Here is an 18,676-nt window from a genome sequence, read left to right as displayed (position 1 = left end):
TCTCTCATGCCAACAGCGTAAACAAAGTTCATGCGGCTTCTCCGGTGCGCTCGGCCACGCGCATCACGGCGCTGCGTGAGCGCGGATTGCCAGCAACTTCCTCATCGCTGGGCTTGGTGCGTCCCAGCGCCTTGAGTTGCATCACCTTGGGCGCGGCAAAAGGCGTGCGCCGGTCATATACCTCGCGCGAATGTGCTGCCATGAATTGCTTGACGATGCGATCTTCAAGCGAGTGAAAGCTGATCACCACCAGGCGCCCACCAGGCTGCAGCACCTTGAGCGACGCCTTCAACGCTTGCTCCAGTTCTTCCAGTTCGGCATTGATAAAAATCCGCAGCGCCTGGAAAGTCCGCGTTGCCGGGTCCTTGCCCGGTTCGCGCGTCTTCACGGCACTGGCCACCACATCCGCCAATTCGGCTGTGGTGGAAAGCGGGCCGGATGCCTGCCGGTGCCGATCAATCGCTCTGGCGACCAATCCGGCAAAACGTTCCTCGCCGTAGTCGCGAATGACTTCGGTCATCGACTCAATCGAAGCATCCTGCAGCCACTCGGCCACGCTTTGACCGCGCGTGGTATCCATGCGCATGTCCAGCGGTCCTTCATTGCGAAAGGAAAAACCACGCTCTGGATTGTCGATCTGGGGGGAACTCACGCCCAAGTCCATCAGCACGCCTGCGATGCTGGCCTCAGGCATCTGGTCCAGATGCCTGAACCCTTGATGGCGTATGGCAAAACGCGGGTCATCGATGGATTGCGCTTCGGCTACCGCATCAAGGTCCTTGTCAAATGCCGTCAGGCGGCCAATCGCCGACAGTTGTGACAGCAACAGGCGCGAATGTCCGCCGCGACCAAAGGTCGCGTCGATGTAATGACCGTCCGGGTTGATCTGAAGCGCCGTGATGGCTTCGTTCAACAGGACGGTGCGGTGTGTCCATGTGCCCTTCACCATCTACTTTCAAAAAGAAAAATCTTTAAATACATCGGGCATCTCGCCCTTCATCTGCTCAGCTTCCTGGGCAGCATAAGTCGCTGCGTCCCAGAGTTCAAAATGGTTGCCCATACCTAACAGTACCGATTCCTTGCTGATTCCTGCGGCTTTGCGGAGTTCAGGCGAAACCAGGATGCGGCCGGTGGCGTCCATTTCAACATCCATCGCATTGCCCAGAAAAATTCGTTTCCACCATTGCGCCTGCATGGGCAGGGACGCAATCCGTTCCCGAAACTTTTCCCACTCGTGCAAAGGAAAAATCATGAGGCATCCATGGGGATGTTTTGTGAGGGTGAACCGGCCGGAGTTGTCTGCGCCCAGAGACTCGCGATGGCGCGCAGGGACGGACAGCCGGCCTTTGGCATCGAGAGCGAGAAATGACGCACCTTGTAACACTTTTCAATCCCTCCTCTGACACTTTTCACCACCGAATTGCACATTTTCCCACTGTATCAGGGAACCCCTTGCCAACCTGTAATTTGACACAAATTATTTCAATGAAATCAATAACTTAGAGGACTAAAGAAAAGCTTCTGAAAGATTTAAAGTTATTTGGTATAAATAACTTAGCGCAGATAGTTAAGGTAAAACATTTAAAATATTCGGAATCTATAAAGATTGATCAAGAAGCCAAAAAAATCAAAATTTCTTGCTTGGACTTTTTTGAGGTGATCTTTGACGGAAAGGTGAAACGACGGCATCATTCATTTGCTGAACAGTGCCGCAAGCCTTGATCGGTCATGTTTTAAAGCTAGCAAAAACGTAGCGTATGGATTTTTTTCCAAGCTTTAAAGCCTTGCAGGCTTAATTTCAAGATACACATCCATCGAACGGGTTTTAGCTTGAAAAAGCCGATTTTGGCGACGATCAGCAGCTTTTAAGCCACCGGAAAACGCCACAAAGTGTTTTATTTGAAATAAATAAACAGCCATGTTCCCGCTTCATTCTTGCGAATAAAAGCAAGGAAAACCGGTTTGGATGCGAAACCTTGAGGAAGCAAAAAACCGGAGACAAAGGCATTGGACATCAAGGTGAAGCAGGGATTTTCAATTTAAAACAGAGCCAGCACAAGTGCAAAACCCATGTCGCCTTGCCCGCATGTCAAACCCACACAGGTCATGCTACCTTGCGGAAAATGACGGATTGCAAAACTGTGTTGTTCGGCTGTGCCGAATGCAATCAGTCGTTTCGGGCGCTGACCTTGGCGTATTCGACAATTCCGATCACGCTGAAAAAAGCAGCCACCAGCCGGTTAACCTCGGAAAACTCGACAAATCGATTTTCAGCCCGCCGCGCAGATACCCAGTTGAGCAGCATGCCTGCTGCAGAAAAATCGACCCGGATGAGTTTGGCGCAGGAAATTTGCATTCTGTCTGCCCCTGTCAGACTGGCTTCCAGCCTGTCCAAAACACCCACAGCATCGCCCTGTATCTGGCCGGACAGGTCCACTGACAAGAACCGGATGGACTTGCTCGGTGAAAAATCGAGCACCGAATCACCCCCCAATTCCATCAATGTGGAATAGTTGGTTTCAGTGGTCGGCTCACCAATAATGGTTGCCTGGCCCATGGCGTCGCCTTCGTCATCGAGCGACTTGTAATCACAGCGTGCAACTTCCCATGCCGGAGGCGATACCTCATAGGTCACACAAAAATCAAGCGCGGTGAGTTCGAAATCATCCGGACGGTGAATGATGCGCAGCATTTCCATACGCAGCAGCCACCACCTTGTATCAGTCGCCCGTTCGCCTGAAGGAGTGGAATCAATCAACACCGTTTGCAACTGCGCCTCGCCAAGAAAGCGCAGTTGCACAGGCTGGACAGCCCAGTCGCTGAAAACCTTGAGCAAAGACTCAAGAGCGGCAGTTTCGATGGTCTTGAGATAGCGCCAGTCAAGGCACCATGGCATAGAGGATCGGGCCATTGCCGTATTGAGAGCGCCCACGGACTGCAGGCTCAAGCCAGAGGGACAGATCCAGTCTGTGTCCATGCTCTCATGCCCGGATTTTTCACCTGGCTGAACCAGCGCCTTGACCATCTCAGGTAGCGAAAACCACTGTGGTGCAGAGCGGTTGAAATGCTCTGCAAACTCAAGGGCGGCCGCTTCGAACTTGGCCTGTTCGCCTGTGGCGCGGTACAAATCAAACAGCGTCAGCCAGGTATAGACATTGTCGGCATGCGATGCACCTGGCCGCAGAATTTCGAACAAACCGGCCTCAGCACCCGCATCATCGCCGTTGGCAAACAAAATGGCGGACTCTTCAAGTTCGGCGTCATGCACGATGGGTTCGTGCTCCAGGTCCGAAGCAAGCGACGGCAGCAATCCCGACACACCGCTGTCAGTGGACTTGTCAGCAACCGCAAACTTCATATGGATCGGACTTTCAGGCAAGCTACCCAAAAGATCGTCAAGCAGGAAGGCGGGAACAGGCTCGTCGGCCGGATGAACCGAGTCCGCGCCAGCAAGAATCGTCGGCTGGAAGGTATCAGGCAAAGCGCCTTGTACCGTGGACAGCCGCGATTTGACCGGCGAAAATGACACCGGTGCCAACTCGTTAACCGAACCATCAGCGGTCTGACTCTTGGTGGTCCACCAATGCTTGGACATCTGCGCTTCGATGTCGTCGATTTTTTTCAGGGTTACCGCACGGTCATCAACATTGAACGTGAGACTGCTTTGGAAAAATGAGGGCCTTCCAACCGGATCAGCCGCGGGTCCTGAAGACACCTCTAGTTTGCGCAACTTGCGCAACATGTCGAATTCACGCTTTCGCACAAAATCGTTGCGCCGCTTGCGCTCGATCATTTCATTGAGCAGTTGCTTCGTGACGGCGTCATCCTTGCCACCGTCGATGGAATCAAGTTCAGTCCAGTTGGTGGCAGGATTGCGGACAAACTTGACCAGCTTGGACAACAAGCCGGAAGCAGAATCGTCTTTGGACATGCTGTTCAATCAAAAAGTTGCGCAGGAATGGCGGATCAGTCTCCAAACATTTTCTGCTTGAGTTCGCGTCGCTGCTGGGCTTCAAGTGACAGATTGGCCGTTGGGCGGGCAATCAGCCGGCCTACGCCGATGGCTTCACCGGTTTCGTCGCAATAGCCATAGTCGCCCGAATCGATGCGGGCAATCGACTGCTCGATTTTCTTGAGCAACTTGCGCTCCCGGTCGCGGGTGCGCAATTCAAGCGCATGCTCTTCTTCAATCGTCGCACGGTCTGCCGGATCGGGAACAATCGCGGCGTCTTCACGCAAGTGCTCGGTCGTCTGGCCGGCACTGTTGTGGATTTCCTGCTTCAGCACCGACAGGCGGTGGCGGAAAAAAGCCAGCTGGGTTTCATTCATGTACTCGGAATCAGGCATGGCCTTGATTTCCGGGTCGGTCAGCTGGTTGGCCGGCGTGGTCTTCCAGTTGTTGGCCAGTTGCGGATCCTTGGGAACCACCGCATGAACCGGCGGCGCAATGACGCGTTCGGTCATCGTTGAATAGCTCGCCTTGGCTGCGTCGGGCGCATAGGTAGGCAGCATGGGCGATGGCGCCGGCGTCTGGATCGCGGTGCGGGCCGAGCTTCTGCGACCAGGCTTCAGTGGCGCGGAATCCATGCGCACAGGAGCCGCAAGCGGTGCCTTGCTCGTCTTGCCATCCTTGGCCACTGGCTTGACCGGGGTCTTGATTTTCTTTTCTGGGGTATTCACTGAGTCTCTCCTCTGGGAAGCGGCCCGGGGTGATGTCCCGAACCGATTCTTTGGCTGGGCAGCCCTGGGGCCGCCAAGCCCTGCCTGGTGCCAGATAATCTGGTGTGTCTGCGCCAATCCAGCCCCTGAAACCGCTGTGAGGCGGCTTTCAGCCCTTGCAGCGAGCGGGTTCCCCCGGGGCTGGCTTCCGGATTCAAATTCCCGGATATTTTGGTCGGCGCGATTGTAGCGGCTTGCCGAAGCATCTTCAGAAATCCTAAATAAATCTCCCCCTGAAACACTTTCAGCATGGGAGTTTTCACGGCTGTTTCAAGGCGGGAATGCGTTGGCAGATGACCCGTCTGTCTCAGACCAGGCACTGCTCCAGCCCCTGGAAAAAAATATCTTTCGGCAGGTCGATGCCGATAAACACCATCTTGCTGGTTTTCTTTTCGCCCTCGGCCCAGGCCGGCCCCAAGTCGCTGCCCATGAGCTGGTGCACGCCCTGGAAAATCACCTTGCGTTCGGTGCCGTCCATGTTGAGCACGCCTTTGTAGCGCAGCATGCGTGGGCCATAGATGTTGACCACGGCGCCCAGAAAGTCTTCCAGCTTGGCCGGACTGAAAGGCTTGTCCGAGCGGAACACGAAGCTTTTGACGTCGTCGTCATGGCGATGGTGGCTGCCCTGCTCTGCCGCATGCGACGGGTGGTCGCAATGCTCACCATGTTCATGGTCATGGTCATGGTCATGATGGGCATGGTCATGCGGCTCGTCGGCCTTGAGGAAATCCGGGTCGATGTCGAGCTTGGCGTTGAGGTTGAAGCCCCGCAGGTCAAACACGTCGGCAATTGCCACCTCGCCGAAATGAACGGCTTTTTGCGGTGCGCGCGGGTTCATGTGGCTCAAGCGGTGCATCAGCGCCTTGACATCATCCTCGGCTACCAGGTCAGTCTTGCTGATGAATATCTGGTCGGCAAAACCGATCTGGCGGCGCGCTTCCTGACGGTCGTCCAGCTGGGTCTGCGCATGTTTCGCATCGACCAGCGTCAGGATGGAGTCGAGCAGATACTGCTCGGCGATCTCCTCGTCCATGAAAAAAGTCTGCGCCACCGGGCCAGGGTCGGCTAGGCCGGTGGTCTCGATCACAACGCGGTCAAAGTCCAGCAGACCCTTGCGCTTCTTGGCGGCCAGGAGTTGCAGTGTTTCGCGCAAATCTTCGCGGATCGAGCAGCAGATGCAGCCGTTATTCATCTGGATGATGTTTTCCTGCGTGTCATTGACCAGGATCTCGTTGTCGATGTTTTCCTCGCCAAACTCGTTTTCGATGATGGCGATTTTCTGGCCGTGGGCCTCGGTCAGGATGCGCTTGAGCAGCGTGGTTTTGCCCGAGCCGAGAAAGCCGGTGAGGATGGTGACGGGAATCAAGCTCATGGTGGTGACCTAAAAAACGGGGAAGGTGAGAAATACGCAAGGGCCTATGTAAGGCGAAACCAGGCGAAACAGACAAGGTGAGGACTTTAGCCCCGCCTTCAAGACCCCGAGGGGCTCGGGTGCATGCCGGCAGGGCGTTGCCAGCAGGGAAAGACATCGGCGATTACTTTGATTTATATAGCAACCTGCGCTTATCCAGTCTGCGCCAGAGGCCGATTTGACCATTAAAAACTAGTTTGACGGCCGTTTGACCAGCACCAACCCCTTGAGGTATTCGCCTTCCGGAAACGCCACCGTCATCGGGTGGTCAGGCGCGCCTCCCATGCGTTCGCAGATGAAGGCGTCCACGCCGGCGTCGGTGCCGGCCGAGGCGACGATCTTGTGGAACAGGTCGGCGCTGATGCCGCCCGAGCAGGAATAGGTGAACAGCACGCCGCCGGGCGCCAAAATCGACAACGCCAGCCGGTTGATGTCCTTGTAGGCGCGCGCGGCGCGCTCGGCGTGCGTGACCGTCGGCGCGAACTTGGGCGGGTCGAGCACGATGGCGTCGAAAGTCCGGCCGTCTTTGACATACTGGCGCAGCATGGCGTTCACGTCGGCGTCCAGCAGGGTGGTGCGGCTGGCGTCAAACCCGTTCAACGCGACGTTGGCTTTTGCGCGCTCTATGGCCGGGCCGGACGAGTCGATCGACGTGACGTGTTGCGCGCCGCCTGCCAGCGCCGCCACGGTGAAGCCGCCGGTGTAGCAGTAGCAGTTCAGCACGTCCTTGAACCCGAGCCGGCGCGCATAGACGGCAAACTTCTGGCGGCTGTCGCGCTGGTCGAGGTAAAAGCCGGTCTTGTGGCCTTCGGCCACGTCCAGGCTCAGTTTCCAGTCGTGTTCGGTGATGACGATGCCAGTGGCGCCCGATCCGGCGAGCCAGCCGGTGGCTTCGGGCAGGCCTTCTAGCGAACGCACGCTGGCGTCAGAGCGTTCGTAGAGCCGCGTCAAGCCAGTTTGCGCCAGCAAGGCGTCAACGATGACTTGCTTCCATTTCTCCGTGCCGCAGCTGGAAAATTGCGCGACCAGCGTGTCGCCGTAGCGGTCCACAACCAGCCCTGGCAGGCCATCGGATTCGCCGTGAATCAGCCGCAGGCCGTCGCTTTTGATGTCAAAAAGGCTTCTTGCGCTTATTGATTGGTCGATGCGCGCTATGAAAAACGAAGCGTCGATGGGCTGCGCCTCGTTGAAGCTCCAGACCCGGGCGCGAATCTTCGACGTCGGGCTGAACGCAGCCCAGCCGAGGAACTGGCCGGCATGGCTTTCAATGCGCACGGTTTCGCCGGACCCGCCGTCGCCGCTGGCGATCGCCCCTGAAAAAATCCAGGGATGGCGGCGCAGCAGGGAGCGTTCCTTGCCGTCTTTCAATCGAATAATGTTCATCGGGCTATTGTCGTGTCTGCCAGCGCCCCGGCCAGCGCGGCTACTTTGGGCGTTCGGGCACGGTCGCCACGGGCGGCGCGTCTGCCTTGGCGCCTGCGCCGTTGGACATCGCCCGGGGGTGCGCGGCGTCGTAGATTTTCGCCAGGTGCTGGAAGTCGAGCCGCGTGTAGACCTGGGTGGTGGTGATGTTGGCGTGGCCCAGCAGCTCCTGCACCGCGCGCAGGTCGCCGCTGGACTGCAACACATGGCTGGCAAAGGAATGGCGCAGCATGTGCGGATGCACTGGTGTGGCCAGCCCGGCCTGCTGCGAGCGCTGCTTCAGGCGCACGCGGATGTGCTGCGGCGTGAGGCGGGTGCCGCGCTGGCTGATGAACAGCGCCGCGCGGCCTTCAACAGCGGGAATCGCCGAGGCGTTGCGCACGGCCAGCCAGTCCTGAAGCGCCGCGAGGGCCGCGCGGCCCACCGGCACGCTGCGCCGCTTTTCGCCCTTGCCCAGCACATGCGCCTCGCCGGCATCGCGGTCGATCCAGCCACGCGCCTGGCCGCTGGCCTGCGCGTCGAGCCCCACCAGCTCGCCAATGCGCAGGCCGCAGCCGTAGAGCAGTTCAGTGATGCACCGGTCGCGCGCTTCCATGAAGGCGTCAACGCCGGTGGCGTCGGCTTCAAAGCAGGCCAGCTGCACCGCTTCATCGACGCTCAGCGCCTTGGGCAGCGGCTTGGCCACCTTGGGCGAGCGCACGTCCTGCACCGGGTTGCCCGGCACCAGGCCTTCACGGCCCAGCCAGGTGTAAAAACCGCGCCAGCCCGATAGGATCAGCGCAATGCCGCGCCCGCTGCGACCACCGGAATGCATTTGCGCGACCCAGCGCCGCAAATGCGTGTGCTTCACATCAGTTAGCGCCACGCCGGCCTTGCGCGCCTGGGCTTGCAGCTTTTGCAGGTCGGCGGTGTACAACTCGACGGTGCGGCTGGCGAGCCGCTTTTCCACCCGGACATACGCAAGGTAGCGGCTGACCAGCGGGTCCGGCGCTTCAGGCTCCGCGACCGGCGCAGGCGGCGATCGCGTCATGCGGGAGTTTCAGCCGGCTCAGCAGCCGGCAAGGCGACCGGCAGTTGCAGGCGCGACAGTGCCGCACCGGCCAGTTCGCCGAGCCGTTCGAGGAATTCAGTGCCCATGCCGCTGTGAAAGCGCTGGGCATCGGGCGAGGCCAGCACCAGCAGGCCGGACATTGGCGCGTCAAGGCTGGCGCGCAGCGCAATCAGCGCCAGCGACTGCGCCTGCCCGGCATGCGGCAGCCAGCGGGCAGCTTCAAAACCGGTGTTGACGCCGCAATACGGCGTGGTCAATGAAGCCGCAAAGCGCTGCACATCGTCGCTGACCGCCTGCGCAAAATCTTCGCCGCCATGGGCAGCGTCCACGCCCCACAGCCTGATGGCCGCCTGCGGAATCTGGAACTCGCTGGCCAGCCCCTCGACGATGGCGCCTGGCAGGTCGCGCGCCTGCGCTGTTTGCAATAGCCGGCGCGTCCAGGACTGCATCCTGCCGGCGATCACGAGGTTGTCCTGGCCGTGGCCGACCATTTCAAGCACACGGGTTTCCAGCGCCTTGATTTTTTCCCTCAGCAAGCTGGCCTGACGCTCTTGCAGGCTGATGGCGCGGTCTCCATGGCCACTGAACAGTTGCACCGATGCCAGCAGTTCGGCATGGCGCTCAAAAAAGTCAGGCTGGTTGGCCAGAAAATCGGCAATATCGTCTTCGGTGACGGGTTGCACGGCAAGGTTCATCGCAGGATTCATGGCGGTGTTGTCTCCATTTTTTTTAAAGCGGCGTCACCCTGCCGCACGGATGCCGGCGGGTCACAGCCTGTCGGGAACGTCGATCTCGGCTTCGAAAACGGTCGTTGCCGGTCCGGTCATCATCACAGGCGCATCCAGCGCGCCCGTCCATTCAATCGTCAGCGCGCCACCGCGCATCAGCACATCGACGCGCGCGTCGAGCAGGCCCAGCCGGATGCCCGCCACCACCGCGGCGCAGGCGCCGGTGCCGCAAGCCAGTGTCTCGCCAGCGCCGCGCTCGTAAACGCGCAGGCGAATCTGGCTGCGCGTGACGACCTGCATGAAGCCGGCGTTCACGCGCTTGGGAAAAGCCGGGTGGTGCTCGACCAGCGGGCCTGTTTGCGCGACCGGGGCGCTGTCCACGTCGTCCACCAGTTGCACCGCATGGGGATTTCCCATCGACACAACCGCTATCAAAACAGGAGCTGTCTGCACCCACCCATCAAGCGCCAGAGGCCATTTCTGCCATGAACCAGTGGTTTCGGACGCCAAGCCGGCGGGGTTGAAAGGGATGCGCGCCAGCTCAAACACCGGCGCGCCCATGTTGACCGTGACGCGGCCATCGGGCTGCATGCGCGGCTCGATGATGCCGCCCAAGGTCTTGACCTTGACCGCGTTTTTCTCGGTCAAGCCCTGCTCGCGTACAAAGCGCACAAAGCAGCGCGCGCCGTTGCCGCATTGCTCGACCTCGCCGCCATCGGCGTTGTGAATGACGTATTCAAAGTCGATGTTTTCGCCCGGCGAGGGCCGCACCGTCAATATCTGGTCAGCGCCGACGCCAAAGTGGCGGTCGGCCAGGAAGCGGTAATGTGCGGCGGTCAGGTTCAGGGAGCCCCGGGTTTCGTCGAGCATCACGAAGTCATTGCCCGCGCCCTGCATTTTGGTAAATCGGATTCGCATGGGCACGATTATCCCTGCGGCCTGTCGATCACAGCGTCATGAAAACCCGCTTCGTGGCATTGCACCAACACACCGGCAATGCCCAGATCAGCGTGAAAGCTCAAGGCCGGGTTGGCGAGGGCGGTTGCGTAGCTGCCTTTTTTACCTCTGCCCAGACCGCTTCGGCAGCCGGTGCCAGCGCGGCCGTGGCGCGGAAAAGCCGGATTTCCAGCGGCAAGCTCCATTCAGGATCCGCCGCGCCAACCAGGCGGCCGTCGGCCATTTCGTCGCTCACCAGGCTGTGCGGCAGCCAGGCCACACCGCGCCCTTCCAGCGCCAGGGTCTTGAGCAGCACGGCGTGGTGTGAGGTCATCACTGGCTTGAAGCGCTGCACATCGAACGCGCCCGGCAACTGCTCGCGCATGATCTGGCCCAGCCCCGACGCCTCGCTGTAAGCCAGCACCGGCACGGGCTCAGAGGCGTCGCCATCGATGCGGTGCTGCGGCTGGCCTTCGGCATCGGGCGCGCTTACCGGCACCAGGCGGTCTTGGCCAATGCAGGCAAATTCAAACCCGGGCGGCAGCAGCCGGGTCCTGGCGGCGGCGTGGCCGTAGCACAGCAAAAACTGCACGCGGCGCTGCAGCATCAACACCTCGCAGGCCTGGTAACTGTCCGACACCATGTGAATGGGGCCGAGTTGCACCTGCTGCTCGACGCGCTGCAGCCAGCGTGGGAAAAAAGCCAGCGACAGCCCATGCGTGGCGGCGAATTGCAGGCTGCGGCTGGCCTGCTCTTGCGCCTCGTGGGCGCGGGTGCGGGCCTGCGCCAGACGCAGCAGCACGTCGCGCGCCGTCACCACAAACACCTCGCCAGCCAGCGTGGGCGCGGCCGGGTGCCGGGCGCGGTCGATCAGCTCGACACCAGCCCATTCCTCCAGCGCCCGGATGTGACGGCTGAACGCCGGCTGGGCAATGGCACGGGCCTGCGCAGCGCGCGAGAAATTGCCGCTTTCGACCAGCGCCAGGAAATCCTCCAGCCATTGCAGGTCCAGCGGCCGGTTGACAGGGCCCATCGTTCAGCGTCCTTAGGGTTGAATAGTTGTATGCGATTCGGGTATTGGACGCGAGGCCCGGCAGTGCGGATGATCGGACCCTGAATTCAACCAGAGGAAACTTTCTCCCGCCTGCCCTCGCTGCAAATTATCGCGGCATCGTTTTCCGCCGGAGGATTTTGCACTCACGCTACAGTAAAAAGCCGTCACCGCGCTGGCGCTGCACCAACATGCGCCCAAACCAACCACCTTTTTTTTCGTCAACTCCACACACCATGAAAATTATCGACATCATCGAATCGACCCGGCCGATCAAATCGGACATCCGCAACGCCTATATCGACTTTTCGAAAATGACGCTCAGCCTCGTCGCCGTTGTGACTGACGTCGTGCGGGACGGCAAGCCGGTGATCGGCTACGGCTTCAACTCCAACGGCCGCTACGGTCAGGGCCAGCTGATCCGTGAGCGCTTTCGTCCGCGCGTGCTGGAAGCGCAGGCCGGAGCCTTGTTGAATGAGACAGGCGACAACCTCGACCCGCACAAGATCTGGGATTGCATGATGTCCAACGAAAAACCGGGTGGCCACGGCGAGCGCTCGGTGGCGGTCGGCACGCTTGACATGGCGATCTGGGACGCCACCGCCAAGATCGCCGGGCTGCCACTGCATGACCTGCTGGCACAGCGCTATGGCAATGGCATGGCCAACCCGAAGGTGTTTGTCTATGCGGCCGGCGGCTACTACCATCCTGGCAAAGGCATTGCGGGCCTGCTGGGCGAGATGCAAAGCTACCTGGACCGGGGCTACAGCGTGGTGAAGATGAAGATCGGCGGCGCCCCGCTGGCCGAGGACATGCAGCGCATCGAAGCGGTGCTGGGCAGACTGCAGGCCGGCCAGCAACTCGCGGTTGACGCCAACGGCCGCTTCGACCTGGCGACAGCGGTGGCCTACGGCAAGGCGATGGCGCAATACCCGCTGTTCTGGTACGAGGAAGCCGGCGACCCGCTGGACTACGAGCTGCAGGCACGGCTGGGCGAGCATTACACCGGCCCCATGGCCACGGGCGAGAACCTGTTCTCGATGCAGGATGCGCGCAACCTGATCCGCTACGGCGGCATGCACAAGGACCGCGACTGGCTGCAGTTCGACTGCGCGCTGAGCTACGGCCTGGTTGAATATTTGCGCACGCTGGACATGCTGAAGGCCTACGGCTGGTCGCCCAGCCGCTGCGTGCCGCATGGCGGCCACCAGATGTCGCTGGCGATTGCCGCCGGCCTGGGCCTGGGCGGCAACGAGTCCTATCCCGACCTGTTCCAGCCCTATGGCGGCTTCCCCGACGGCGTGAAAGTGGAAAATGGCTACGTCACCCTGCCGCCGCTGCCCGGCATTGGCTTTGAAGGCAAAGCCGACCTGTATGCCGAAATGAAGGCGCTGACGGCCTGAACGTCAAGCCCTGACCTGCCGGCATGCCCTTTGCGGTGGTGTCGGCGTCAAGGGCCCTACGCGTCCCCGGCGCATCTCAAGGCAGTTTCACTGCAAAATGACGCCATGGTCCGACCCACTCAACTCCTTTACCTGCAGCGCGACCCCGCGCCCCTGCGTCCCGCCGCTACCGTGCTGCTGCTGCGCGACACGCCGCAAGGCATTGAAGTGCTGATGACCCGGCGCGCCATGACGGCCAGCTTTGCGCCCGGCGCCTACGTTTTCCCGGGCGGCTGCATCGACACGGCCGACGCGGCAGCGCATGCGCAGTCCACGCGCCGGTCCAGCCAGTCCGACCTGCAGCTGACCCAGGCCGTTGCCGCCATCCGCGAAAGCTTCGAGGAACTTGGCGTGCTGCTGGCGCGCCATGCCGACGGTAGCCATGTCGCCACCGAAGCCATTGCCGCCATGGACCGCATGGCGCCGTTTGCAGTGCAGTGCAAGGAACGCGGCCTCATGCTGGCGGGCGAGGACGTCTTCACCCTGGCCCACTGGGTCACCGACCGCGATTTGCCGCGCCGTTTCGACGTGCCCTTCCTGGTCGCCCGCATGCCCGAAGGCCAGACGCCGGTGGCCGATGAAACCGAGCAGTTCGAGCCCAGCTGGGTCCGCCCGGCCGATGCACTGGCACGCCATGAAGCCGGCACGTTCTTCATGATTTTTCCAACATTGCGCACGCTGGAGCGCCTGGCGAAGTACGCCAGTGTCGAGGCGGTGCTGAGCGCCTGCGCGCACGAAAAGCCACTGTGGATTTCCTGCCCCCGCGCCGGCCTGCTCGGCGGCCAGGATGCGCGCTATATGGAGCACGACTCGCCCTACGGCGAACTGGCGCTGACATCGCCTGACGGCCAACGCGTGCATTCGCTCGACTGGCAATGCGAGCGCCCGGTGCCGCTGCTGAAAAACGTCATGCGCCTGACCGCGCCCAACCCCGGCATGATGACGGGCCCCGGCACCAACAGCTACATCGTCGGCACGGCGGACACGGGCTACATCGTGATCGACCCGGGGCCGAACGATGCCTTGCACATCCAGCGCCTGTTTGAAGCGACCGGCGGGCGCATCGAGGCGATCGTCTGCACGCATTCACACCCCGACCATTCACCGGGCGCGCGGCCGCTTCAGGCGCTGTGCGCCCACCGCCCGCCGATTCTGGGACTGCCTTCCGCCGACACCGCACGCGCCGACGCCTGTTTCGCGCCTGACCGGTCGCTATTGAATCAGGAGCTGATAAAGCTTACCCATCAAGCGCAAAGTCACACTTTGAAGGTCATATTTACGCCCGGCCATGCAGCCAACCACGTGTGCCTGGTGCTGGTCGAAGACGGTCTGCTGTTTTCGGGCGACCACATATTGAACGGCAGCACGACCATCATCAACCCGCCGGATGGCGAGATGAACGCCTACCTCGACTCGCTGGATCAGCTCACCGATGCCTGCGACGCGCACCAGATCGACTTCATATTGCCGGCGCACGGCCATGTGCTGGGCGAGGCACCGCAGGCGATTGCCCAGCTCAGGGCGCACCGCCTGAAGCGCGAAGCCAAGGTGGCATCGGCGATGCAAGCCCTGCCTGAAGGCTCGATGGATGACTGGGTGGCGCTGGCCTATGACGACACCGACCCGCGCCTGTGGCCCATCGCGCTGCGCTCGCTGCAGGCGCATGTGGACCGCATCGATGCGCTCCGGCGCGTTGACTAAGGCACCAAGCCAGCGCCGCGAAACACTTGCCTGCCGACAGAGCCTTATACTTTTCTCTGGTAGTCATGCCACCGCGGGCTCGGGTGGACGGACGACTGCCAATTAACTCTTCTGGGACGCTCCATGCCAACGATCACGACGCGACATTTTCTAAAAACCTCCAGCGTCCTGCTGGCCGGACTGGTACTGTCAGCCTGCGGCAAGCAGGAACCGGCAACCCCTGCTGCTGGCGCGACTGCAGCGCCACCCGTTGCTGCTGCGGCCCGGGTCTATGTCGTCGGCACCGATGCTGCCTATGCCCCTTTCGAGTCACAGAACGAAAAAGGCGAGATCGTCGGGTTTGACATCGACGTGGTCAAGGCCGCCGCGCAAAAAGCCGGGATTGAGGTCAAGTTCCTGAATACACCGTGGGAGGGCATCTTCAATTCGGTGGCCCAGGGCGACCGCGATTTGCTGGTGTCCGCCATCACCATCACGCCCGAGCGCCAGCAGACGCTGGATTTTTCAACGCCCTACTTTGATGCGCAGCAACTGATCGCCGTCAAAAGTGACTCCAAAATCGCCAAATTCGACGATCTGAAAAAACTCAAGGTCGGCGTGCAGAACGGCACGACCGGCGATGAAGTCATCACCAAGCTGCAAGGCAAGGACAGTGTGAACGTCAAGCGTTTTGAGTCCACGCCGCTGGCGCTGAAGGAAATGGAAAGCGGCGGCGTCGATGCCGTGGTGGCCGACAACGGCGTGGTGGTCCACTATGTGAACAACAACCCTGATTCAAAATTCAAGACCCTGGCCGACAGCAGCTTTGCCTCCGAGCAATACGGCATCGCGGTCAAGAAAGGCAACGCCGAATTGCTGGAAAAAATCAACAAGGGCCTGGCCGGTATACGGGAAGACGGAACCTACACCAAGATCTACACCCAGTATTTCGGCGCGACGCCTGCGGCAACAGGTACGACACCAGCACCGGCTGTGGCCGCATCGAAATAGGTCTTGACCAAGCCGCACGAAAGCGCATCGACTCTGTGCGATGCGCCCGGCTTGCTGTCATGAGGCGCCACGCCGGCCCAGGCCATGCAGCAACTGCCCGCGCGCCGCTGCCGTGATGGCGGCGACGCACGGATGGGTGATGCGCCGGTCAACCGTGACGGCAAAGAAGTCTTCCACCATCTCGTCGGTGCGGCCAATCACTTCCACGCCATATTGCATCTGCGTTTCGGCTTCCAGCACGCTGGCCGACATGAAAACGCCGCGGCCCTCGCGGCCAAACGCCTTCATCAGCGCGCCATCGTCAAACTCGCCAATGACGCGCGGGTGAATCTGGTGCTTGGTGCACCAGCTGTCGAACTGTTTGCGCACGGATGAAGAAACGCCGAGGATCAGCAACGGCGCATCGTTCAGGCACTGCGGAAAATCGCCCTTGAGCGTGCTTTTAAGTGCTGACGTGCAGAAAAAACTCATGGGCGTGCTGCCCAGCGGGTGGTTGAAGGCCTTGATGCTGACGCGGCCCGACATCGGCTCGTCGGCCATGACCAAATCCAGGCGGTGCAGCGCCAGCTGGGCGAGCAAATCCGGAAACTTGCCTTCACTGCAGATCAGCCGCACCGGCTGCTTCAGTGCCAAGGCAGGCTCCAGCAAGTGGTAGACCACCGACTTGGCCACCGAATCGGCCACACCGACCCGAAAGTCCAGCGTTTTTTGGCCACCGCTGGCCTGGCGCAGGGCGGTTTCCATCTCAGCCCCCAGGGCGAATATCTGGTCGGCATAGCCCAGCGCCAGTCGTCCCTCGTCGGTCAGCTCAAGTTGGCGTCCGCTCTTGCGGAACAGTTGGCGCCCGAGCCAGGATTCCAGCAGCTTGATCTGTCCGGACAGCGTCTGGGGCGTGGTGTGCAGCTGCTCGCCCGCGCGCACGATGCCGCCGGCCTTGGCGGTGACCCAAAAATAATGCAGATGCTTGAAGTTCATGCCGGGATTTCCTTGAAATGTTCAGCCAATGACTAAAAATGGTTTAACAGTTCGTATTTTTCGAAATGAAATGGTTATAAATACGAATTTACACGAAGTGAAAAGCTTTCTATAGTGAAGTCCATCACATCATCTTTTTGATGTTTAAAGGAGAAATTCCATGCGCCTGAGCACCAAAAGCCGTTTCGCGGTGACCGCCATGATCGATATCGCCCTTCAAGGCAACGCCGGCCCGATTTCGTTGGCCGACATCGGCATGCGGCACCGGATTTCAGTGTCCTACCTGGAGCAGCTGTTCAGCAAACTGCGCCAGAGCGGACTGGTCGAAAGTACCCGTGGACCCGGCGGCGGCTATTCGTTGAGCCGCAACAGCGAGAGCATTTCGGTGGCCGACATCATCGGTGCCGTCGAAGCCAATGCTGACAAGCCAACCAGGGCAGACGCAACCCTCGCAATGCAGCAAGGCTCGGGCGAGTGGATGACGCAGGAATTGTGGGCGGCACTGAATGCCAAGATGGTCGAGCACATGCAGTCGATCAGCCTGCGCCACCTCGCCAGCGAACAGCGCGCCAAGGGCGTCAAAATCGAGGCGCGTCCGGCCAAGCGCGGTGTCTTCAGCGCGCCCAAACCGAAGCCGGTCTACACCACCGCACCCAACTCGGTGTTCGCGCTGGGCCGCTCGCTGCTGGGCAGCCGCTGAGCGCCAAGCGGCGTCTGGTGCGGAAAATAAAGTGTGAAGTCTGCCGATAAGCCGGATTCTGTGCGCCGGATCACATTGCGATGATCCGGTGTGACCGCCATTAATCTGGGCCGGGAGTCGCCTGCCCGGCTCGGTGCCACCTACCCGCCAGCTCCGCGGAACCACGTCAACGCTGGCCTATTTGGTGTTGCTGCGCGTAGAGATTGCCCGTTTCACCCGAACTGAATCGGCTCGTCTCTGTTGCTCTGATCCTCACCTCACGGTGGAGAGGTATTACCTCCTACGCTGTCCTGAGCAGTCCGGACGTTCCTCCAGTGCTTCCTTTCGGAAATTGCACCAGCGGCGGTCTGGCAGGCTTCACCCCTCTATTATGGCAGTGCGCCGCAACGCGCTAAAAACACCCCAAACAGACCAGGAGCCCCCATGAAAGCCGACAGCATCCTCGCCACCATTGGCAACACGCCCCATGTCCGCATCAACCGCCTGTTTGGCCCCGATGCGCATGTATGGATCAAGTCCGAGCGCAGCAACCCCGGCGGCTCGATCAAGGACCGCATCGCGCTGGCCATGGTCGAGGCGGCTGAAAAGTCGGGCGCGCTGCAGCCCGGCGGAACGATCATCGAGCCGACCTCGGGCAACACCGGCATCGGCCTGGCGATGGTCGCGGCGGTCAAGGGCTACAAGCTGGTGCTGGTCATGCCCGACAGCATGAGCGTCGAGCGCCGCCGCCTGATGCTGGCCTACGGCGCCAGCTTTGACCTGACGCCACGCGCCGGCGGCATGAAAGCGGCAATTGCCCGCGCCCAGGAACTGATCGCCGCCACGCCTGGCAGCTGGATGCCGCAGCAGTTCGAGAACCCGGCGAACATCGATGTGCACGTGCGCGCCACGGCGCAGGAAATCCTGGCTGATTTTCCGGACGGGCTGGATGCCATGATCACCGGCGTCGGCACCGGCGGCCACCTGACGGGCTGCGCGCGGGTGCTGAAAGCGGCCTGGCCGCAGTTGAAGGTGTTTGCTGTCGAGCCCACGGCGTCGCCGGTTATCTCGGGCGGCGCACCCGCCCCGCACCCGATCCAGGGCATTGGCGCGGGTTTCATCCCGAAGAACCTGGATGTCAGCGTGCTCGATGGCGTGATCCAGGTCGATGCCGAACCGGCACGCGAAATGGCGCGCCGCTCGGCCAGTGAAGAAGGCATGCTGGTCGGCATTTCGTCCGGCGCGACGCTGGCGGCGATTGCGCAGAAACTGGCCGAAATGCCGGCGGGCAGCCGTGTGCTCGGCTTTAATTACGACACCGGCGAGCGTTATTTGTCGGTTGAAGGCTTTTTCCCGGCCTGACGCTGGCGCTGTTGCAGTCAGAGCGCGGCATTTTTTTGCTATTAATAAAATAGCTGCTTGCGCTTATCCAGCAAGCGCCAGCAGCCATTTTTATATAAAAATAGGCAAGATTCATCGATCAGGAATGATGCGAACGTCGAGCCCAGCAATCGGCGGCTGGTGCGTCCGACTTCAAAGCTGAGCGCGGCGCGTTTTATCATGATGCCCTT

The 18,676-nt window shown here is 60.7% G+C and carries 18 protein-coding genes and 1 other RNA gene; 5 read left to right on the top strand and 14 right to left on the bottom strand.

Going from position 1 to position 18,676, the window contains the following annotated elements; translation table 11 throughout:
• Positions 1–28: 28 nt before the first annotated feature.
• The 11 genes from rsmH to IWX87_RS03045 form a co-directional block, all read right to left on the bottom strand.
• Positions 29–949 (bottom strand): 16S rRNA (cytosine(1402)-N(4))-methyltransferase RsmH, encoded by a 921-nt coding sequence (gene rsmH, locus IWX87_RS03095; protein ID WP_196862050.1) that lies wholly within the window; start codon positions 947–949, stop codon positions 29–31.
• 6 nt (positions 950–955) lie between these two features.
• Positions 956–1,384: a division/cell wall cluster transcriptional repressor MraZ gene (gene mraZ, locus IWX87_RS03090; RefSeq protein WP_196862049.1), complete on the bottom strand. Its 429-nt coding sequence runs from the start codon at positions 1,382–1,384 to the stop codon at positions 956–958.
• Positions 1,385–1,776: 392 nt separating this feature from the next.
• The gene (locus IWX87_RS03085) at positions 1,777–1,920 is read right to left on the bottom strand and encodes a hypothetical protein (protein WP_196862048.1); all 144 of its coding nucleotides are present in this window, start codon (positions 1,918–1,920) and stop codon (positions 1,777–1,779) included.
• Between the two features lie 247 nt (positions 1,921–2,167).
• Positions 2,168–3,931: an STAS domain-containing protein gene (locus IWX87_RS03080; protein ID WP_196862047.1), complete on the bottom strand. Its 1,764-nt coding sequence runs from the start codon at positions 3,929–3,931 to the stop codon at positions 2,168–2,170.
• A gap of 35 nt (positions 3,932–3,966) precedes the next feature.
• On the bottom strand, positions 3,967–4,680 hold the full coding sequence (gene dksA / locus IWX87_RS03075; protein ID WP_280757798.1) for an RNA polymerase-binding protein DksA: 714 nt from the start codon (positions 4,678–4,680) through the stop codon (positions 3,967–3,969).
• A 346-nt stretch (positions 4,681–5,026) separates the two neighbouring features.
• Positions 5,027–6,091: a GTP-binding protein gene (locus tag IWX87_RS03070; RefSeq protein WP_196862046.1), complete on the bottom strand. Its 1,065-nt coding sequence runs from the start codon at positions 6,089–6,091 to the stop codon at positions 5,027–5,029.
• A gap of 231 nt (positions 6,092–6,322) precedes the next feature.
• Positions 6,323–7,513, bottom strand: coding sequence for a class I SAM-dependent rRNA methyltransferase (locus IWX87_RS03065; RefSeq protein ID WP_196862045.1), 1,191 nt, complete (start codon positions 7,511–7,513; stop codon positions 6,323–6,325).
• A gap of 40 nt (positions 7,514–7,553) precedes the next feature.
• Positions 7,554–8,582: a tyrosine recombinase XerC gene (locus IWX87_RS03060; protein ID WP_196862044.1), complete on the bottom strand. Its 1,029-nt coding sequence runs from the start codon at positions 8,580–8,582 to the stop codon at positions 7,554–7,556.
• The gene (locus IWX87_RS03055) at positions 8,579–9,310 is read right to left on the bottom strand and encodes a DUF484 family protein (protein WP_196862043.1); all 732 of its coding nucleotides are present in this window, start codon (positions 9,308–9,310) and stop codon (positions 8,579–8,581) included. Before IWX87_RS03055 ends, IWX87_RS03060 begins: the two co-directional genes overlap by 4 nt.
• A 60-nt stretch (positions 9,311–9,370) precedes the next feature.
• Positions 9,371–10,249, bottom strand: a complete 879-nt coding sequence (dapF, locus tag IWX87_RS03050; protein WP_196862042.1) for a diaminopimelate epimerase — start codon at positions 10,247–10,249, stop codon at positions 9,371–9,373.
• A gap of 100 nt (positions 10,250–10,349) precedes the next feature.
• Positions 10,350–11,300: a LysR substrate-binding domain-containing protein gene (locus IWX87_RS03045; RefSeq protein WP_196862041.1), complete on the bottom strand. Its 951-nt coding sequence runs from the start codon at positions 11,298–11,300 to the stop codon at positions 10,350–10,352.
• A 254-nt stretch (positions 11,301–11,554) separates the two neighbouring features.
• Here IWX87_RS03045 and IWX87_RS03040 point away from each other — a divergent pair, with 254 nt between their 5' ends.
• From IWX87_RS03040 to IWX87_RS03030, 3 genes are all read left to right on the top strand, one after another.
• The gene (locus IWX87_RS03040) at positions 11,555–12,721 is read left to right on the top strand and encodes a mandelate racemase/muconate lactonizing enzyme family protein (protein ID WP_196862040.1); all 1,167 of its coding nucleotides are present in this window, start codon (positions 11,555–11,557) and stop codon (positions 12,719–12,721) included.
• 105 nt (positions 12,722–12,826) lie between these two features.
• Positions 12,827–14,461 (top strand): MBL fold metallo-hydrolase, encoded by a 1,635-nt coding sequence (locus IWX87_RS03035; RefSeq protein ID WP_196862039.1) that lies wholly within the window; start codon positions 12,827–12,829, stop codon positions 14,459–14,461.
• Between the two features lie 123 nt (positions 14,462–14,584).
• The gene (locus tag IWX87_RS03030; protein ID WP_196862038.1) at positions 14,585–15,451 is read left to right on the top strand and encodes a basic amino acid ABC transporter substrate-binding protein; all 867 of its coding nucleotides are present in this window, start codon (positions 14,585–14,587) and stop codon (positions 15,449–15,451) included.
• A gap of 57 nt (positions 15,452–15,508) precedes the next feature.
• Here the strand turns inward: IWX87_RS03030 and nhaR are convergent, their stop codons facing one another.
• The gene (gene nhaR / locus IWX87_RS03025) at positions 15,509–16,426 is read right to left on the bottom strand and encodes a transcriptional activator NhaR (RefSeq protein WP_196862037.1); all 918 of its coding nucleotides are present in this window, start codon (positions 16,424–16,426) and stop codon (positions 15,509–15,511) included.
• A 160-nt stretch (positions 16,427–16,586) separates the two neighbouring features.
• Here nhaR and IWX87_RS03020 point away from each other — a divergent pair, with 160 nt between their 5' ends.
• Positions 16,587–17,126, top strand: coding sequence for an Rrf2 family transcriptional regulator (locus tag IWX87_RS03020; protein ID WP_196862036.1), 540 nt, complete (start codon positions 16,587–16,589; stop codon positions 17,124–17,126).
• Between the two features lie 31 nt (positions 17,127–17,157).
• On the opposite strand, the gene rnpB is transcribed toward IWX87_RS03020, so the two are convergent.
• An RNA gene (rnpB, locus tag IWX87_RS03015) (RNase P RNA component class A) lies at positions 17,158–17,485 on the bottom strand.
• A 64-nt stretch (positions 17,486–17,549) separates the two neighbouring features.
• On the opposite strand from rnpB, the gene cysK reads away from it, so the two are divergent.
• Positions 17,550–18,467 carry a cysteine synthase A gene (gene cysK / locus IWX87_RS03010; RefSeq protein ID WP_196862035.1) on the top strand — a complete coding sequence of 306 codons (918 nt, stop codon included), beginning with the start codon at positions 17,550–17,552 and terminating at the stop codon, positions 18,465–18,467.
• 41 nt (positions 18,468–18,508) lie between these two features.
• Here the strand turns inward: cysK and IWX87_RS03005 are convergent, their stop codons facing one another.
• Positions 18,509–18,667: a hypothetical protein gene (locus IWX87_RS03005; protein WP_196862034.1), complete on the bottom strand. Its 159-nt coding sequence runs from the start codon at positions 18,665–18,667 to the stop codon at positions 18,509–18,511.
• Positions 18,668–18,676 lie beyond the last annotated feature (9 nt).

The organism is Polaromonas sp. CG_9.7 (assembly GCF_015752205.1).
In the GTDB taxonomy this organism is placed as follows: domain Bacteria; phylum Pseudomonadota; class Gammaproteobacteria; order Burkholderiales; family Burkholderiaceae_C; genus Polaromonas.
The sequence above is the reverse complement of the archived record's forward strand: the minus strand, read 5'-3'. Positions and strand labels throughout refer to the sequence as shown.

Bases quoted from the DNA above. Each gene is read 5' to 3' on its own strand.
- rsmH (WP_196862050.1), bottom strand. From the start codon at position 949: ATGGTGAAGGGCACATGGACACACCGCACCGTCCTGTTGAACGAAGCC.
- IWX87_RS03085 (WP_196862048.1), bottom strand. From the start codon at position 1,920: ATGGCTGTTTATTTATTTCAAATAAAACACTTTGTGGCGTTTTCCGGT.
- IWX87_RS03080 (WP_196862047.1), bottom strand. From the start codon at position 3,931: ATGTCCAAAGACGATTCTGCTTCCGGCTTGTTGTCCAAGCTGGTCAAG.
- IWX87_RS03070 (WP_196862046.1), bottom strand. From the start codon at position 6,091: ATGAGCTTGATTCCCGTCACCATCCTCACCGGCTTTCTCGGCTCGGGC.
- IWX87_RS03065 (WP_196862045.1), bottom strand. From the start codon at position 7,513: ATGAACATTATTCGATTGAAAGACGGCAAGGAACGCTCCCTGCTGCGC.
- IWX87_RS03060 (WP_196862044.1), bottom strand. From the start codon at position 8,582: ATGACGCGATCGCCGCCTGCGCCGGTCGCGGAGCCTGAAGCGCCGGAC.
- IWX87_RS03055 (WP_196862043.1), bottom strand. From the start codon at position 9,310: ATGAATCCTGCGATGAACCTTGCCGTGCAACCCGTCACCGAAGACGAT.
- dapF (WP_196862042.1), bottom strand. From the start codon at position 10,249: ATGCGAATCCGATTTACCAAAATGCAGGGCGCGGGCAATGACTTCGTG.
- IWX87_RS03045 (WP_196862041.1), bottom strand. From the start codon at position 11,300: ATGGGCCCTGTCAACCGGCCGCTGGACCTGCAATGGCTGGAGGATTTC.
- IWX87_RS03040 (WP_196862040.1), top strand. From the start codon at position 11,555: ATGAAAATTATCGACATCATCGAATCGACCCGGCCGATCAAATCGGAC.
- IWX87_RS03035 (WP_196862039.1), top strand. From the start codon at position 12,827: ATGGTCCGACCCACTCAACTCCTTTACCTGCAGCGCGACCCCGCGCCC.
- IWX87_RS03030 (WP_196862038.1), top strand. From the start codon at position 14,585: ATGCCAACGATCACGACGCGACATTTTCTAAAAACCTCCAGCGTCCTG.
- nhaR (WP_196862037.1), bottom strand. From the start codon at position 16,426: ATGAACTTCAAGCATCTGCATTATTTTTGGGTCACCGCCAAGGCCGGC.
- IWX87_RS03020 (WP_196862036.1), top strand. From the start codon at position 16,587: ATGCGCCTGAGCACCAAAAGCCGTTTCGCGGTGACCGCCATGATCGAT.
- cysK (WP_196862035.1), top strand. From the start codon at position 17,550: ATGAAAGCCGACAGCATCCTCGCCACCATTGGCAACACGCCCCATGTC.
- IWX87_RS03005 (WP_196862034.1), bottom strand. From the start codon at position 18,667: ATGATAAAACGCGCCGCGCTCAGCTTTGAAGTCGGACGCACCAGCCGC.